The organism is Pseudonocardia sp. Cha107L01 (assembly GCF_052566575.1).
Window position 1 is genome coordinate 3,625,466 of record NZ_CP199579.1, and the last position, 16,166, is coordinate 3,641,631.

The window sequence follows — 16,166 nt, forward strand, 5'->3', positions numbered from 1 at the left end:
TGCTCCGGGTCACAGCGAAGCGGGACTACCAACTCGTCAATCGGCTCTGACCTGCGGTCGATCTGTGATTTGGTGCCCGCGCCGCAGGCTCGGCAACACGTTACGACTCTTGTCTTGCCGCGCCTGACTCGAGGTCCAGGTGTCGACACCCGTGACATCAAGTTAGACCATCCGAGTGGCGCTGGAGCGCCTGATAATCCATTCAGCGGTTGACGTCCGTATCTAGTTCCGAGTGAGGCGCGGCAATGGCACTGACGGTGTCGGCCAAAGGTGGGCGATCGACTTTGGCGAACGTCTCCGAACACGTCACGAAATCGTTGACCCGCGGTTCAAGGAGCTTAAGTGGTGGCTACATCAGTCGACGTTGTCTCAGCCGGGCCTGCTGAATCTCCGACTAGTTCGGCCAAGCGTGCCGGCTCGACAGTCGGTGTCGAGGATGGCATGGCGGAGGTGCTGGCCGACCTCATGGGAGTCGAGCGGGTCTCGGTGGATAGCCACTTCTTCGATGTGGTCGGCGCCGACTCGATGGTGATGGCCCGTTTCTGCGCGCGGGTCAGGAAGCGGGCGGACCTACCGTCGGTGTCGATCAAGGACATCTATAGCTACCCAACAATTAGAAGCCTCGCGACCGGGCTCGCGCCCGCCGCGTCGGCCTCCGCTCTCGAGTCGCCGGCCGAGCTGTCGGCTGACTTGCCGCCCGAGTCACCGCCCGAGGCGCCCCCTGAGGCAGCGCCTCGGGTCGGCACGGCGGGGTACCTCCTGTGCGGGGTGCTGCAGACCCTGGCTTTCCTCGGGTATTGCTACCTGGTCGCGCTGGTCGCTGACCTAGGCGCCGGCTGGATCTCCGCTGGCTCCGGGTTGCTCGACGTCTACCTCCGGTCGGTCCTCGTCGGTGGCGCCGGCTTGCTAGGGATGTGCATCCTTCCGATCTTGGTGAAGTGGGTGCTCATCGGTCGATGGAGGCCCCAGGAGATCCGCGTCTGGAGCCTGGCGTATGTCCGCTTCTGGATCGTCAAGACGCTGGTTCGGCTGAACCCGCTGGTGTTGTCCGTCGGTTCGCCGCTCTACGCGCTCTATCTTCGGGCGCTGGGTGCGAAGCTCGGGCGACGTGTAGCGGTCTTCTCCCGGAACGTGCCCGTGTGCACCGACCTGCTCGCCATCGGCGCAGGTACGGTCATTCGCAAGGAGTCGTTCTTCCTCTGCTACCGGGCGCACTCGGGCTTGATCCAGACCGGCGCGGTGAGCATCGGCCGGGATGCTTTCGTCGGCGAGAAGTCCGTGCTCGAGATCAATACGTCGATGGGTGACGAGGCGCAGCTGGGCCACAGTTCGGCACTGCACAGCGGCCAGTCGGTACCGGAGGGCGAGCACTGGCACGGTTCCCCGGCACAGCGGACCGAGGTCAACTATCTGAGGATCGCGCGGGCAGCCCGAAGCTGGTGGCGCAAGGTCGTCTTCTGCATCCTGGCCCTGCTCAAGGTGTTCTTCCTCTACGTTCCGCTCGCGGAAGGGGCGGTGTATCTGCTGCTGCGCGCGGTGCCGGCGCTGGCCACGTCGGTGGGCGCTGCCACCGGGAACACCTCATGGCGGTTCGGCCTTACCGCGCTGGTCCTGTCCGTTGTGCTCTTCGCCGGTTCCGTGCTCGTCGGGCTGGTCATTGTCGGTGTCGTCCCCCGCGCGTTGAACATCTTCCTCGAACCGGGCAAGGTTTATCCACTGTACGGATTCCATTACAGGATCCATCGGGTGATCTCGCGCCTCAGCAACAAAAAGTTCTTCACGAACCTGTTCGGCGACAGCTCCTATATCGTCCACTATCTGCGCGGCCTCGGGTACAACCTCTCTCGGGTCGAGCAGACTGGGTCGAACTTTGGTATGGAGGTGGCGCACGACAACCCTTACTTGAGTTCTGTCGGCAGTGGAACAATGGTCGCTGACGGGCTGTCAATTGTCAATGCCGAATTCTCCAGCACGTCCTTCAGCGTGTCTCGGACGTCGATCGGGCCACGCAACTTCCTCGGGAACAGCATCGCCTACCCCTCCGGGGGCAGGACAGGCGATAACTGCCTACTCGCGACGAAGGTGATGGTTCCCCTGGACGGGGAGATCCGCGAGGGTGTTGGCCTGCTGGGCTCACCGAGCTTCGAGATTCCCCGGTCGGTGGAGCGTGATGGCCGGTTCGACCATCTGCTGACCGGAAACGAGCTGCCTCGGCGTCTCTCCGCGAAGAACAGGTACAACATCCGGACCATGGGCTATTACCTGTTCGTTCGGTGGCTGCACGTATTTCTGCTCACGAGTCTCGGCGTGGCCGCTATGGAGGTTCCTGGTGTCTTCGGGCAATTGGCGATCGCCGCATTCTTTGCGCTCAGTCTTGTGGTCAGCACGGTCTACGTTGTGCTGGTGGAGCGCGTCATGACTGCGTTCCGTGCGCTGAGCCCGAGCTTCTGCTCCATTTACGACGCGCGCTTCTGGTGGCACGAACGCCTCTGGAAGGTGCCCGAGATGGTGTATGTCCAAACGTTCAACGGCACCCCGTTCAAGGGGCTGATGTGGCGATTGATGGGTGCTCAGGTCGGCCGCAGACTCTTCGACGACGGCTGCTATTTCACCGAGCGCACGCTGGTCACCGTCGGGAACGACTGCACGCTCAATGCGGGGAGCAAAATCCAATGCCATTCGCAGGAGGACGGCGCCTTCAAATCTGACCGGTCCACGATCGGTTCGGGCTGCACCGTCGGGGTCGCAGCCCTCGTCCATTACGGAGTGACCATGGGCGACGGCGCGGTGGTGGCCGCCGACTCGTTCCTGATGAAAGGCGAGGAAGTCCCACCACAGGCACGGTGGGGCGGAAACCCGGCCAGGGAGATCCGCGATGCGGCGACCCCAGCGGTCCTCATGCTCCCGGTCCGACCTGCCCGCAGGCGCACGCCGGCCTGGACGGCGGCCGTGCTCCTCGGGGTGGTTGCCGCCGACCTGGCCATGCTCACCATGGGCGGCCGGGGAGCTCCGGTACCCGCTCGCCAGACCCTTCCGCTGCCCACGACGCCTTCGGTTGTGGTCAGTCAGCCGGCAGTCCGGGCCAGTCGGCAGGGTAGTGACCCAGTCGCCGAGGGCCCCGGCCCTCGTCCGTACGCAGCCCCCCGGGGTGAGCAGGCCGTTCGGGTCCGCGCCCCGGGACGCGGCGTGGGACCACGAGCCGTCCCCGACGCCATCCGTCAGCGGAACGTTGATCAATCAGCCCTGGCGCCCTCGGCGACAGGACCGCGGTCATCCGGGACTGAGGGTTCCAAGAAGAACAAGCGGCGGAAGCATTCCGGTGAAAAGGGCCAGCGGGCTGGAAAGCACGGCCAAGACACGGGTTCGACGCGGACATGAACGGCATCGAGGTGCGGGGTAGCAGCAGCGTGGTGACGGTAGGTGGAGGGGAAATTCCTATGGGAGCGTCGGTGGCGGCTGGGCGGGAGTTCTGGCTGAGCGTGTTGCTCGGCGGCGGGTTCACCGCGATTCCGCGGTGGGCCCCGGAGCCGGTCGCGGGGGTGCTCGAGTACGAGGTGGCGATTCCCGCCGATCTGGTCGCGGCGTTGCGACGGCGGGCCGAGGAGTCGGCGGTGTCGCTGAGCTCCGTGCTGCTGGCCGGGCACGCCAAGGTGTTGGCCGGGTTGTCCGGCGAGCGCGAGGTAGGCACTGGCTACGTCGCGGTGGAGGGCGGCCGTGTTCTGCCGTGCCGGCTGACCACCGAGCCGGAGTCGTGGCTGATGTTGCTGCACGAGGCCCAACGAGTCGAGTCGGAGCTGCTCCTGCACCAGGACTTCCCGGTGGAGGACCTCCGGCGCGAGCTGGGTCTGACCGGGCCGGCGTTCGAGACGGTGTTCGACCCGACCGCCAGCCTGGACGGCGGTGGCGGGGAGCTGGCGGGGGAGACCGTGTTGTGGGTGGGGGTCGCGCAACGCGGCGGCCAGCTCGTGCTGCGGCTGCGTTGTCGCGCCGACGTGCTGGACGCGGACCGCGCGGCCGGGATCGCCGGCTATCACCTCTCCGCGCTCGCCCTGATCGCCGCCGACCCGGACGCCGAGCACCGGCGGCAGAGCCTGCTGTCCGGCGAGGAGGTCCACTTCCAACTCGACGGGCTCGCCGGAGTTCGCCGGGAGCTGCCGGACCGACGGTTCCACGAGCTCTTCGAGCAGCGGGTGGCGGCGCACCCGGACGCCGTGGCGGCCGTGCACGGTGACCTGCACTGGACCTACCGGGAGCTCAACGCCCGCGCCAACCGGATCGGGCGGGCGCTGTTGGCGCGGGGGTTGGGCAGCGAAGATGTGGTCGCGGTGGTGACCGAGCGCAACCTGGACTGGATGGCCGCAGTCCTGGCGATCTTCAAGGCGGGTGGGGTCTACCTGCCGATCGAGCCGCATTTCCCGGCCGATCGGATCGCGGCCACGCTGTCGCGCGCCGAGTGTCGGCTGGTTCTGACCGAACCGGCCAGCACCACGACGCTCGAGAGCGCCCTGGTCTCACTGCCCGGTGTGCGGAGGCTCTTCATCGACGCGGTGGTCGGGGAGGACCACGCCGAGGGGGACCTGGGCGTGCGTGTGGGGGCGGACCAGCTCGCCTACATCTATTTCACCTCCGGTTCCACCGGTGAGCCGAAGGGTGCGATGTGCGAGCACGCGGGGATGCTCAACCACCTCTACGCCAAGATCGCCGATCTCGGGGTTGACCAGGGGCTGGTGGTGGCCCAGACGGCGCCGCAGTGCTTCGACATCTCGCTGTGGCAGCTGGTCTCCGCGCTACTGGTCGGTGGGCGGACCGTGCTGGTGGAGCAGGACGTGATCCTCGACGTCGAGCGCTTCGTCGACAAGATCGTTGACCGGCGGGTCGCCGTGCTGCAGCTCGTGCCGTCCTATCTCGAGGTTGTGCTCACCTACCTGGAGCAGCACCCTCGCGAGCTGCCCGACCTGCGGTGTGTATCGGTGACCGGCGAGGCGCTGAAGAAGGAGCTCGCTCAGCGCTGGTTCGCGGCTGAGCCGGGGATCAGGCTGGTCAACGCCTACGGGTTGACCGAGACCTCGGACGACACCAACCACGAGGTCATGGACAAGGTGCCGGAGGGGGAGCGGGTTCCGCTGGGGCGCGCCGTGCAGAACGTGCACGTCTACGTCGTGGACGAGTATCTCGCCCCGGTGCCGCTGGGCGCCCCCGGTGAGATCGTGTTCGCCGGGGTCTGCGTGGGGCGCGGGTACGTCAACGACCCGGAGCGCACCCGGCTGGCCTTCCTGGCCGATCCGCACCGCCCCGGCCAGCGGCTCTACCGGAGTGGTGACTTCGGCCGTTGGCTGCCCGACGGCAAGTTGGAGTTCCTCGGCCGCCGGGACACCCAGGTCAAGATCCGTGGCTTCCGCATCGAGATCGGCGAGATCGAGAACACCCTGTTGCGGGTGCCCGGTGTCCGCGACGGTGCGGTGGTGGTCGCCGAGCGGGCCGGGCGGGGCAAGCAGTTGGTCGGCTTCTACTCCGGTCCTCAGGCACTGGATGTGAACCTACTTCGGGAGCGGCTGGGTGAGTCGCTGCCCGGGTACATGGTCCCCCCAGTCCTGCACTGGCGGGAGAGCCTGCCGCTGACCGCGAACAGCAAGATCGACAAGAAGGCGTTGAACGCGCTGGCCGGGGATCTCGAGGTACTCGAGGAAGACCGCGGCGCGCCGAACACGTCGACCGAGCACCGGCTGGCGGCCGCATGGGCGAAGGTGCTGGGTATCCCGGCCGACCAGATCGGCCGCCGCGACCACTTCTTCGACCGGGGCGGCTCCTCGCTCGCCGCGGTGAAGCTGGCGATCGAGCTGAACCGCGCGGTGTCGCTCAAGGACATCACCGGCCACCCGATCCTGGCCGACCTGGCGGGGCTGCTCGACAGCGTCCGCCGGGTCGAGGACAGGCGCCAGCCGCCCACCGGACCGGCGCGGCCTCGCGCACAACCGGACAGTGCCCCGGCCGCGGCACCTGCCGTGCCGCACGCGGCGGACCTGCTCATTTCATCCTGAATGGAGTTGTGATGATCTCCCCTTTCCCCGCGTCGTTGCTCGACGTGAATCTGCAACCCGGCAAGCCGGCGATTGTGCGAGTGGAGGCCCCCTTCGGTGCGTCGCGTTGGGTGGCTGAACACCGGGACGCGCTGCGCACAATGCTCACTGATTACGGCTCGGTCCTGGTCCGAGGGCTGGGGCTGGGTGACCGGTCCGAGGTTGGCGGGGTGTTCGCCCGGTTGGCCAGCGACCGAATGGCCGAGAGGGAGTCCTTCGCGCCCCGGGAGTCCTACGCCGACGGCGTGTACTCCTCGACGAAGTGGCCGTCGAACCAGCAGATGTGCATGCACCATGAGCTGAGCTACCGGCTCGAGTTCCCAGGTCTGATGATGTTCGCCTGTCTCAGCGCGCCCAGCAGCGGCGGGGCGACCGCGGTGGCCGATTCGCCGAGCGTGCTCGATGCGCTGCCCGCCGATCTGGTCGCGCGCTTCGAGCGGGAGGGCTGGGTGCTCACCCGCAACTACAACGACGAGATCGGGGCGTCCTACGCCGAGGCGTTCGGCACCGAGGACCGCGCCGCTGTGGAGAGCTACTGCCGGGCCAACGCGATCGCGTTCGAGTGGCAACCCGACGGTGGGCTGCGCACCCAACAGCGTCGCTACGCCGTGGTGCACCACCCGGTCACCAGGCAGCGCTGCTGGTTCAACCAGGTCGCGTTCCTCAACGAGTGGACCTTGGACCCGGAGGTGCGCGAGTTCCTGGTGGACATGTACGGCGCCGACGGGTTGCCGTTCAACACCCGCTTCGGCCACGGCGACCCGATCGGTGAGGACGTGGTGGTGCTGCTGAACCAGGTCTACGCCGCCCACACGCTGCGCGAACCCTGGCAGGCCGGCGATCTGATGCTGGTGGACAACATCCGCACCGCGCACAGCCGCGAGCCGTTCGAGGGGGCGCGCGAGGTGCTCGTCGCGCTGGCTGACCCGGTGCACCAGGCCGACTGTGCACCGCGCGTCGAGGGGGCCGGGCGATGACCGTCACCAGTACCACCGCAACGGGGTCCGGGGCCGAGATGGGTGTGGCTGAGTCGGCACCGCCCGAGTCGATCGGTGTGCCGCCGTTCGCGGTGATCTCCGGCGGCCAGGTCCAGCATGCGCTGCGGGGTCGCGAGAACCAGGTCATGAAGTTGGTCGAGGACACCTACCGGGTGCACGGCGCCGGGGACTCGGTGAACCCGCCGTCCTACTTCCTGCGTTTCCCGGACCGCCCGACCTCCCGGATCATCGCGCTGCCTGCCTCGATCGGTGGACAGGTGCGGGTGGACGGCCTGAAGTGGATCTCCAGCTTCCCGGGGAACGTGGCGGCCGGGATCCCGAGGGCCTCGGCAGTGCTGATCCTCAACGATCACGACACCGGCTACCCGTTCGCCTGCCTGGAAAGCTCGATCATCAGCGCCACCCGCACCGCCGCGTCCGCGGCGTTGGCGGCGGACCGGCTCAGCAGCGGCCGGCCCCGCCCGAGGCGTGTCGGGTTCTTCGGAGTGGGACTGATCGCCCGCTACATCCACACCTTCCTGGCCGGCACCGGCTGGTCCTTCGACGAGATCGGCGTGCACGACCTGTCGACCGACAGCGCGGCCGGGTTCCGCGACTACCTGCATCGCGCGGACCCCGACACCCCGGTCACCGTGCACGAGGGCGCCGAGGCGCTGATCCGCTCCAGCGACCTGGTTGTCTTCGCCACCGTCGCCGGAACGCCGCACGTCAGCGAGCTGTCCTGGTTCGAGCACAACCCGCTGGTGCTGCACGTGTCGCTGCGCGACCTCGCCCCACAGATCGTGCTCGCCTCGACCAACATCGTCGACGACGTCGAACACTGCCTCAAGGCCGACACCTCGCCACACCTGGCCGAACAGCTCACCGGCAACCGGGACTTCCTGACCGGCACCCTGGACGACGTTCTGGCCGGCCGGGTCAGCGTGCCGACCGACCGGCCGCTGATCTTCTCACCGTTCGGCCTCGGGGTGCTCGACCTCGCGGTCGGCAAATACGTCTATGACGAGGTACTCCGCTCCGGCGAGCTGCACGTCGTCGACGACTTCTTCCACGACCTACGGCGGCACGGATGAGCAGCCGGGTGTCCTACCGCAGACTTCGGGGGTTCTCATGTCAGTGATTTCGTTTCCGCAGGAGTTCAACGAGGACGAGCTCTACGTCGACCTTCGGTCGATCTTCGGGCAGTCGCTCTTCCTGAAGTGCGAAGGCTTCAACTTCGCCGGCTCGATCAAGCTGAAGGCCGCGGCCCAGATGGTTGAGGCCGCCGAGCGGGACGGACAGCTGCGGCCGGGTTCGGTCCTGGTCGAGTCGTCGTCGGGGAACCTGGGCGTGGCGCTGAGCATCATCGCGGCGAGCAAGGGCTACGGGTTCCTGTGCGTGACCGACTCGCGCTGCAACCTGTCGACCCGCCGGATGATGGAGGCACTGGGCAGCCAGGTGCACATTGTTACCGAGCCGGATGCCCATGGCGGCCTCCTCGGCGCCCGGATCAACTACGTCCGCGCGGTGTGCGCCTCCGATCGCAGGTATGTCTGGCTCAACCAGTACGTCAACCCGAACAACTGGAAGGCGCACTACCGCACGACGGCGCCGGCGATCGCGACCGCGTTCCCCCGGCTGGACGTGCTGTTCGTCGGGGCGGGCACCACCGGGACTCTGATGGGCTGTGCGCGCTTCTTCCGGCAGTGGCGCCGTCCGGTGCGGGTCGTTGCGGTGGACGCCGTGGGTTCGGTGACCTTCGGTGGTGCGCCGGGACGCCGGATGATTCCCGGCCTGGGCACCAGCGTCCGCCCGGCCATGCTCGATGAGTCTTATGTGGACGAGGTGGTGCGCGTCGAGGAGGCGGACACCATCCGTGCCTGCCATCGTCTGGCTCGGAGCGGGTTCCTGTTCGGCGGCTCCACCGGCACTGTGGTCAGTGGAGCGACCAGCTGGTTGGCCCAGCACGACGCGCACGAGCTCGTCGCGGTGGCCATCGCCCCCGACCTCGGCGAGCGGTACCTGGACACCGTCTATCAGACCAACTGGCTGGAGGATCTCTACGGCGAGGACGTCCTGAGCCCCGGCGAGCTCACCGCCTGAGTCCCCAGGACCAGGTCGACGCGCGGTGCGCTAGACGGCGATCCGGTTGTCGGCGTGCGGGGTGTAGGAGTCCGGGCGGCGGTCGCGTAGGTGACCCATGCCGGCGCGGGCGGCGGTGAGGACCGTTTCGAGGTCGAAGTCGGCTGTCACCATCGACTCGGTCTGGCCGGTCGCGGCGACGATCTCGCCGGCGGGGTCCACGATTTTGGCATTGGCGGCGAAGCGCAGCGATCCGAAGGTGCCGAATTGGTTGGATGCCACCCAGACGACCTGGTTGTCGACGGCTCGGGCCCGGTCGAACAGGTCGAACTTGCGGGTCCAGCGGTCGAGCGCGGGGTCTGGATGGGGGTTGGTGGCGCTGATCGGCCAGGCTGACATCGACACGATGACCTGTGCGCCGTCGAGGGCAAGGGCGCGGGCGGCCTCGGGGAATGCTTTGTCGTAGCAGATTTGCATGCCGATCCGGCCGACCGGTGTGTCGAATGCCTCGAACTGGTTGCCGGCCCGGTAGGTCGCGCCTTCCCGCAGTGGTTGGTGGACCTTTCGGTAGGTGCCGAGTACGCCGTCGCCGGTGACACACACCGCGCTGTTGTAGCGCTGCCCGTCGTCGGCTTGCTCGCAGTAGCCGCAGGTCAGGACGAGGTCGCCGGCGATTGCGGCGAGCCGGGCGATTTCCGGCCCGTCCACGTGGAACGCGGGCGGCATTGGCGCGGTTCCGCCCAGGTCGGCAACGTAGCCACCGAGCGCGGCCTCTGGCAGGGCCAGCAGATCGGCCCCGGAGTCACGTGCTTGCTGCACGAGTCGTTCGATGCGGGCGTAGCAGGCCCGCAGGTCGCGGTCGAAAGGTGCGGTGACGGTAGCCAGGCGCACGGTGCCCATAGCTGTCCTCCAACAGGTTGGATTGGGGGCGGTGGGGTAGCTGGTCAGTTCGCGGTACGGGGGGCGACCCAGTCCTCGTCGCGGTCGAGATCGGGGTAGCTGCTGGCAGGTGTCCCGGCCAGCCAGTGCAGGCCGTCGGCGACCGCGCTGCCCCGGCGTGCTGTGACGATCTGCTCGAGGAGGTGCTCGGCATCGTCGGCGACTCCGGAGAATCGGCCCGAACCCCAGGTGTGTTGCCAGGGCAGTCCCAGGAAGTACAGGCCGGGCTGGCTCGTCACGCCGCGGTCGTGGGTGGGGTAACCGCGCCCGTCGAAGATCGGCAGCTCGATCCATCGGTTGTCCCGGCCGAACCCGGTGGACCAGATCACGGTGGTGATGCCGGCTTCGGCGAGGTCCAGCTCGTAGGGTTCGTCGGCCTCGGGACCTGGCTGCCAGACCGGAGCGCGGCGCTCCTCGACCGGGGCGTCGATGCCGTTCGCGTCGATGTAGGCATCGATGGAGTCCTTGATGCCCTCGGACACCGCGTCGGCACCGTTGAGGTTGGCGCGCAGTTCGGGGCCGAAGCTCAACGTCCCGTCGCCTGTGACGGCGGCGAGTCGACCGTGCAACCGCATCCCTTCGCGGGCGAACCTGCGCAGGTCGATGTCTCGGCCACCGTCGCGGCCGGTGACGTAGTGGTTGGTCTTGTGGCGAACTGTCTCGGTGTCGCTGAACTGCTCGATGCCCTTGGTGTAGGTGCCCATGTCCGACAGCCACGCCACGCAGTCCCGACCCCGGTAGAAGCGGGCCACGCGGGGCGCGGTACCGGTGGCGAGATGCACCTGGCGCCCGGCCAGGTGCAGGTCCTCGGCGATCTGGGAACCCGACTGCCCGGTGCCCACGACCAGCACGGCACCCTCGGGCAACTCGTCGGCGTTGCGGTACTGCGAGGAGTGCAGCTGATGAATGCCCTCCGGTAGCCGCTCCGCGACGCGCGGGGTGCGCGGCACCTGGTACGGCCCGGTCGCCACCACAACCTGGTCGGCCGTCAGGGTGCCCCGGTCGGTACGGATCTCGAACGTGCCGGCGGCGCGGGCCCGCAGCGCGGTGGCGCGCACACCTTCGACCAGCGGCGGGTTGAACGAAGCGACGAACTTCTCCAGGTACTCCACGATCTCGTCACGCACCATGAAGCCGTCCGGGTCGTCACCGGCGTAGCCGAATCCGGGAAGGGCGCACTGCCAGTTCGGCGTGACCAGGCAGAACGAGTCCCAGCGCCGGTCGCGCCATTCGTGTCCGGCGCGGTCGGCCTCCAGGACGACATGATCGATGCCTCGGTCGGCCAACCACCAGGACATCGACAGTCCGGCCTGCCCGCCGCCGATCACCACGACGGATCGGTGCATCCCAGCCAACTGGTCCTCGGTGGAGGTGGTAGCGCTCATCGGGTCGGTGTGGTGCGGGTCCTGGATAGACATCGGGATCGGCTCCTGATAGGGCTCCGGGTGCGCAGTGGCGTTGTGCCGCTGTGCCGCTGAGTACCAGTTCAAGGCCAAAGTGTTATGGAACGATGACATCCGGAACACCGACTCATTACCTAATCGCCGGTTTGTTGCATTAGCGTTTCTTGCTAGTGCCAGAAGGGTGGACACGGGCGCAGATCTCGCGAGATCAGGCCACCAGGCTCGAACGGAACCGGGCGGAGCTCCAGCGAGGTCCCGCACGGGCCGCGTTAGCGATCGGACGTGTTATCCCCAGGACTTCGGCGGGCCGGACGCAACGAGCAGGTAGGCCGCGCGGAAAGCGTGGCCGAGCTCGGTGGAGTAGGCGCGGCCCTGCTGGTGACAGGCTTGTATCTCGGTCAACAGGCGCGCCAGGACGTCGGCGTCGCGAACGCCGGCCCGCGGGGCGAGGGCGCTGTGCGCCTGGTCGAGCTGTGCGGGTACGCCCGGGCGGTAAGTGCCGGGTTGCAGTTGGCGCAGTGCCTTGAGAGCCGCCGCGTATGCGGTAACGAGCGGTTCGGGGTCCTCGGTGGGCTCGGTCACGGTGGTTCCTCTGGGGAGCGTTGCGGTCCTTACGCCGCGAGGCCCGGTGTCCACAGTCCGCGGCGACGTGCCGGCACTGTCGCACTTCGTCAGCGGTCACACGAGTACCGGACGCGTCGACTTGGTGAGCGATCGGCCAGAAAACGAAATTCACCGCATCCGCACCTGGCAACACCGTGCGAGGAGCGGACCGTCGAGCGCAGCCTTCGACCCGTGAACCAGACCGCCGAGCGTTCCGAAGGGCCACGCCCCGCGATCAGTTACCAAGTCACTTATACATCAATGTGCCCATCGGGATCCTGGGTGCCATCCTGGCGATGGTGATACTGCCCAACTTCCCCCGCGTCGCGGGCAGATCGTTCGACATGCCGGGGTTCGCGTGTATCGCGGTCTCGATGTTTGCGCTGCTGTTGGCGTTCGAAGAGGGCACGACCTGGGGCTGGACCGGCTATCGGGTGTTGATCCTGATCGCCGTCGGGGTCAATGCTCTCGCGCTGTTCGTGGTGATCGAGCTGCAGGTCAAAGAGCCGCTGCTGAATGTGCGGGTGTTTCGGTACTGGTCGTTCGTGAACTCACTGATACTGATCAGCATCATCTCGGTCGGCATATTCGCGGTCCTGTTCTACGTGCCGAACTTCCTTCAAGGAGCTCAGAGCCTGACTCCGATGAACAGCGGTTTGGTCTTGCTTCCGCAGGCGATGGTGATGATGGTGGTGGTGCCGTTGGCGGGTCGGCTCTACGACCGGATCGGTGCCCGCTGGCCGGCGGTCATCGGCCTGGCACTCGCGGCGGGGGGCACGTTCTTTTTCAGCGGGTTTCCTCCTCGCTCGGACTGGCCTTGTTAACTGCTGTTTCGACGGTTCAGCAGGCCCAGTTCTTGACCGACCGGTCCGGCTTGGTGCAGTCCCAAGGCCCAGGGAACCGATCCGCGCATCGTTGCGCTGGAGCAGCAGGGCGAGGCTGCCCTGATCCCGCTGTGGCAGACACTCAAAAATGAGGTTGAAGCACAGGCCTACAGCAACATTTTCCTCATCGTCGGCATGTTGACTATTGGTGGAGTGGTGATGGGGTTCTTCCTTCGCGCCAGCAAGTCCTCTGGTGACAGTGGACCGGTCGAGATCGGCTGAGTGACGATACTGCGTTCACGGTTGCCGAACGACTAGCGAAGCGGGTACGGAATGAGAGTCCTGAACGGTCTGGCGGTGGTGTTGGGCCCGGACGGCGGCGTCGCCTGCGTGCTGTTGGTCGCGGTGGCCGCGGTGGCGCTCTGCCTACTGTGCGCTGACGCCGCCACCAGGACGCCAACGCCGCCAGAAGGCGCCTCCACCGCGGATTTAGGCGCCGTGGGCGGGACATCGGCCACGGATGTCCCGGCGGCGGCCGACGGGTCAGCGTTCCGGACGCTGTCGACCCTCCAGTTGTGCGAGGCACTGCGGCGCAGTTATCTGCCCTGCCCGGATGACTTGTCGGAACAGACCGAATGGGCGCGGGTGGGGATGCGTGGAAATCTGCTCGACGAAATCGAACGGCGGGATCCCGCGGGCTTCAATCGCTGGCTGGTCAGCCAGCCCCACGCTGGCAGTGACCCTCGTCATTTTCTGAGCGTTCATGCGCTCGACGAGAGCGGATAGCCAAGTTACCTGGTCTCATAACTCGGCTGGGCGTATCGCTACGCTGCCTGTACCGCTGCCACGGGCGTGACCGCGGGCATGATGTCGGCCATGACTCGCACCGCCCGTCGGATGTTCGAGCTCCTGGAGCCGATCTGCCTGGTCACCTACTTCGCCGACGAGTGCAACGAGGAGCTGGCCGCGCTCGGCCACCGCATCTACTGGGACGGCTACTTCGCCAGCCGCGCCGCGCCGCTGGGGCGGGTCCCGGCGCAGGTCGTGCACGCGGCCTTCTACAGCTTCGCCGACGGGGAGGCCGCTCGGCACATCCCGAGTGCGTGGGAGACGATCCCGCCCGAGGCGTCCGTTGCCGCGCGGGAGCGGGGTAGCGCGGCCTCCGTCCGGCGGATCCTCGGTGACGAGCTGGCCGACTCCCCGGGCCTGGTGCGCGCGGCCGACCTGGCCACCAAAGCCGCGACGAGCGCGCCCACAGAAGGTCGGGTGATGTACGCCGGGATGCGCACCCTTCCGGTGCCGAGCGACCCGGTCGCCCGGCTGTGGCATTCCGCGACCATGCTGCGCGAGCACCGCTGTGACGGGCACGTCGCCGCTCTCGTCGGCGCGCGCATCGGCGGCACGGAGGCTCACGTGCTCAGTGCGCTGGATCTCGGTATCCACCCGCCGGAGTCGTTCGGGCGCATCCATCACCTGCCGAAGGAGCGGCTGGCCGCGGTCATGGACGGCTTGCGCGAGCGTGGGCTCGTCGACACCGACGGCCGGTTCACCGACGCCGGCCGCGAGACCAAGCAACGCATCGAAGCCCTGACCGACGAGCTCGCCGCCCCGCCGTACGACGCCCTCTCTCCCGCCGAGCTCGACGAGCTGGTCGCCGAGCTCCAACCCATCACCGCGACGCTGGTGGCCGCGGGGTCGCAGTGACGAGCAGCGACTGACGGGACGAGGAGTCCGCCGAGGTCTGATCGTTCGGGTGGGCCTCGCGGCGCCCCGGGCCCACTGCGAGGCACAGCTGATCGGCTGAGGCTCGAGGTGGGGCCCGGGTGGGGCGACGACGCTGTCGTTCTCATGCGGCAGTGGCGAGGACCTCGTTGAGCGCTTCGCTGGAGCTGGGGTGGTTGTAGATCGTGTCGCGCAGCTCGCTTGCGGTGACCTGGTGGCGCATGGCGAGGGCGACGAGGTTGATGAGCTCTTGGGAGTCGATGCTCAGCACTGCGGCGCCGAGTACGAGGTCGGTGTCGGCGTCGATGATGAACTTCATCAGACCACGGGTGTCCTCCATGATCCGGGAGCGTGGCATTGCGGCGATCTGCGCGACGGGCTTGCTGGCGATCTTGACGCGGTGTCCCTGTTGTCTCGCCCGGGTCTCGGTGAGGCCCACGGTGGAGAACGGCGGTGTCATGAACATGGTGTGCGGCACGGCTCGCCGATCCGCGGTGGAGCGGGCGCCGGCGCCGAGGAGCTGGTCGGCCACAACCCGGTTGTCGTCCAGGGAGATGTAGGTGAACTGCGGCCCGCCGTTGACGTCGCCGATTGCGTAGATGTGCGGCTGACTGGTGCGCAGGTACTCGTCGACCTCGACCGCCCCGCGCTCCGTGGTGCGGACCCCGGCGCGGTCGAGTCGAAGTGCCGCGGTCGCGGGAGCACGCCCGGTGGCGACGAGAATGGTGTCGACGTCCAATGTCTGGTCTCGACCGTCCCTCACGTAGTGGATGGTCGCGCCGCTGGCTCCGTCCCGGATCTCGGTGACCAGTGATCCGGGGAGCAGGGTGATGCCCTGTTCGCGGAGAATGTGCAGGGCCGCCTCGGCGACGTCCTCGTCCTCCCGGTCCATGAAGGCGGTGCGTGACTCGAGCACGGTCACCTCTGAGCCGAACTGCCGGTACATCGCCGCGAACTCCAGGCCGAGGTAGCCGCCGCCGAGGACGGCGAGTCGCCCGGGCAGTGTCGTGGTGCGGAGCATCTCGGCGCTGGTCGCGGTGTACCTGCTGTCGCGCAGGCCGGGGATCTCGGGGATGACGGGCTGGGCACCGGTGTTGATGACGATGTTGTCCGCGCGGATTGTGAGGCGGTCGTCGCCGGCGGTGACCTCGACGGTCTTCGGGTCGACGAACGACGCTTTCCCGGTGACGACCGTGACGGTGTCGATCTCGTCGAGCATCTGGAAGTTCTTGCCGCGCAGCAGCGTGGTCAGGTCGCTCACGGCGCCGACAGCCTGCTGGTACCACGCCTCGGCGCCGTCATCCGGTCGGCGGGTGTCGGCGCGGTGCACCAGCGCCTTGGTCGGCACGCAACCGACGTTGATGCAGGTTCCGCCGTACATCTGGTCGGACTCTTCGACCATGATCACGCTCTTGCCCCCTCGGCCCATCGTGGCGGCCAGGGTCTTGCCACCCTTGCCGAAACCGATGACAAGCAGATCGACCTGTACAGGTTGCTTCACGTTTCCCATGTCATCTAGGCTCCACCCGCTGGGCAGAG

At 67.5% G+C, this 16,166-nt stretch carries 12 protein-coding genes; 8 read left to right on the top strand and 4 right to left on the bottom strand.

The window, feature by feature from the left end:
* Positions 1-441 precede the first annotated feature (441 nt).
* From ACTXG6_RS17200 to sbnA, 5 genes are read left to right on the top strand one after another with little or no spacing between them, the layout of a single operon-like run.
* Positions 442-3,378 carry a Pls/PosA family non-ribosomal peptide synthetase gene (locus ACTXG6_RS17200; protein WP_445188819.1) on the top strand — a complete coding sequence of 979 codons (2,937 nt, stop codon included), beginning with the start codon at positions 442-444 and terminating at the stop codon, positions 3,376-3,378.
* 59 nt (positions 3,379-3,437) lie between these two features.
* Entirely contained in the window at positions 3,438-6,038 is a 2,601-nt protein-coding gene (locus ACTXG6_RS17205; protein WP_445188820.1) for a non-ribosomal peptide synthetase, read from the top strand.
* 11 nt (positions 6,039-6,049) lie between these two features.
* The gene (locus ACTXG6_RS17210) at positions 6,050-7,054 is read left to right on the top strand and encodes a TauD/TfdA family dioxygenase (RefSeq protein ID WP_445188821.1); all 1,005 of its coding nucleotides are present in this window, start codon (positions 6,050-6,052) and stop codon (positions 7,052-7,054) included.
* Between the two features lie 38 nt (positions 7,055-7,092).
* A complete protein-coding gene (gene sbnB, locus ACTXG6_RS17215) occupies positions 7,093-8,148 on the top strand; it encodes a 2,3-diaminopropionate biosynthesis protein SbnB (RefSeq protein WP_445190029.1) in 1,056 nt (351 codons plus the stop codon).
* A 37-nt stretch (positions 8,149-8,185) separates the two neighbouring features.
* A complete protein-coding gene (gene sbnA / locus ACTXG6_RS17220; RefSeq protein WP_445188822.1) occupies positions 8,186-9,157 on the top strand; it encodes a 2,3-diaminopropionate biosynthesis protein SbnA in 972 nt (323 codons plus the stop codon).
* A 30-nt stretch (positions 9,158-9,187) separates the two neighbouring features.
* On the opposite strand, the gene ACTXG6_RS17225 is transcribed toward sbnA, so the two are convergent.
* The 3 genes from ACTXG6_RS17225 to ACTXG6_RS17235 form a co-directional block, all read right to left on the bottom strand.
* On the bottom strand, positions 9,188-10,036 hold the full coding sequence (locus ACTXG6_RS17225; protein ID WP_445188823.1) for a carbon-nitrogen hydrolase family protein: 849 nt from the start codon (positions 10,034-10,036) through the stop codon (positions 9,188-9,190).
* A 44-nt stretch (positions 10,037-10,080) separates the two neighbouring features.
* Entirely contained in the window at positions 10,081-11,493 is a 1,413-nt protein-coding gene (locus ACTXG6_RS17230; RefSeq protein ID WP_445188824.1) for an MSMEG_0569 family flavin-dependent oxidoreductase, read from the bottom strand.
* Between the two features lie 270 nt (positions 11,494-11,763).
* Positions 11,764-12,060, bottom strand: coding sequence for a hypothetical protein (locus tag ACTXG6_RS17235; protein ID WP_445188825.1), 297 nt, complete (start codon positions 12,058-12,060; stop codon positions 11,764-11,766).
* A gap of 284 nt (positions 12,061-12,344) precedes the next feature.
* Here ACTXG6_RS17235 and ACTXG6_RS17240 point away from each other — a divergent pair, with 284 nt between their 5' ends.
* The 3 genes from ACTXG6_RS17240 (at position 12,345) to ACTXG6_RS17250 (ending at position 14,609) form a co-directional block, all read left to right on the top strand.
* A complete protein-coding gene (locus ACTXG6_RS17240) occupies positions 12,345-12,905 on the top strand; it encodes a hypothetical protein (RefSeq protein WP_445188826.1) in 561 nt (186 codons plus the stop codon).
* Positions 12,906-13,238: 333 nt separating this feature from the next.
* The gene (locus ACTXG6_RS17245; RefSeq protein ID WP_445188827.1) at positions 13,239-13,691 is read left to right on the top strand and encodes a hypothetical protein; all 453 of its coding nucleotides are present in this window, start codon (positions 13,239-13,241) and stop codon (positions 13,689-13,691) included.
* Positions 13,692-13,781: 90 nt separating this feature from the next.
* Positions 13,782-14,609 (top strand): SCO6745 family protein, encoded by an 828-nt coding sequence (locus ACTXG6_RS17250; RefSeq protein WP_445188828.1) that lies wholly within the window; start codon positions 13,782-13,784, stop codon positions 14,607-14,609.
* Positions 14,610-14,751: 142 nt separating this feature from the next.
* Here ACTXG6_RS17250 and ACTXG6_RS17255 read toward each other — a convergent pair whose 3' ends face one another.
* The gene (locus ACTXG6_RS17255; protein ID WP_445188829.1) at positions 14,752-16,128 is read right to left on the bottom strand and encodes an FAD-dependent oxidoreductase; all 1,377 of its coding nucleotides are present in this window, start codon (positions 16,126-16,128) and stop codon (positions 14,752-14,754) included.
* Positions 16,129-16,166 lie beyond the last annotated feature (38 nt).

Bases quoted from the DNA above. Each gene is read 5' to 3' on its own strand.
- ACTXG6_RS17200 (WP_445188819.1), top strand. From the start codon at position 442: ATGGCGGAGGTGCTGGCCGACCTCATGGGAGTCGAGCGGGTCTCGGTG.
- ACTXG6_RS17205 (WP_445188820.1), top strand. From the start codon at position 3,438: ATGGGAGCGTCGGTGGCGGCTGGGCGGGAGTTCTGGCTGAGCGTGTTG.
- ACTXG6_RS17210 (WP_445188821.1), top strand. From the start codon at position 6,050: ATGATCTCCCCTTTCCCCGCGTCGTTGCTCGACGTGAATCTGCAACCC.
- sbnB (WP_445190029.1), top strand. From the start codon at position 7,093: ATGGGTGTGGCTGAGTCGGCACCGCCCGAGTCGATCGGTGTGCCGCCG.
- sbnA (WP_445188822.1), top strand. From the start codon at position 8,186: ATGTCAGTGATTTCGTTTCCGCAGGAGTTCAACGAGGACGAGCTCTAC.
- ACTXG6_RS17225 (WP_445188823.1), bottom strand. From the start codon at position 10,036: ATGGGCACCGTGCGCCTGGCTACCGTCACCGCACCTTTCGACCGCGAC.
- ACTXG6_RS17230 (WP_445188824.1), bottom strand. From the start codon at position 11,493: ATGTCTATCCAGGACCCGCACCACACCGACCCGATGAGCGCTACCACC.
- ACTXG6_RS17245 (WP_445188827.1), top strand. From the start codon at position 13,239: ATGAGAGTCCTGAACGGTCTGGCGGTGGTGTTGGGCCCGGACGGCGGC.
- ACTXG6_RS17250 (WP_445188828.1), top strand. From the start codon at position 13,782: ATGACTCGCACCGCCCGTCGGATGTTCGAGCTCCTGGAGCCGATCTGC.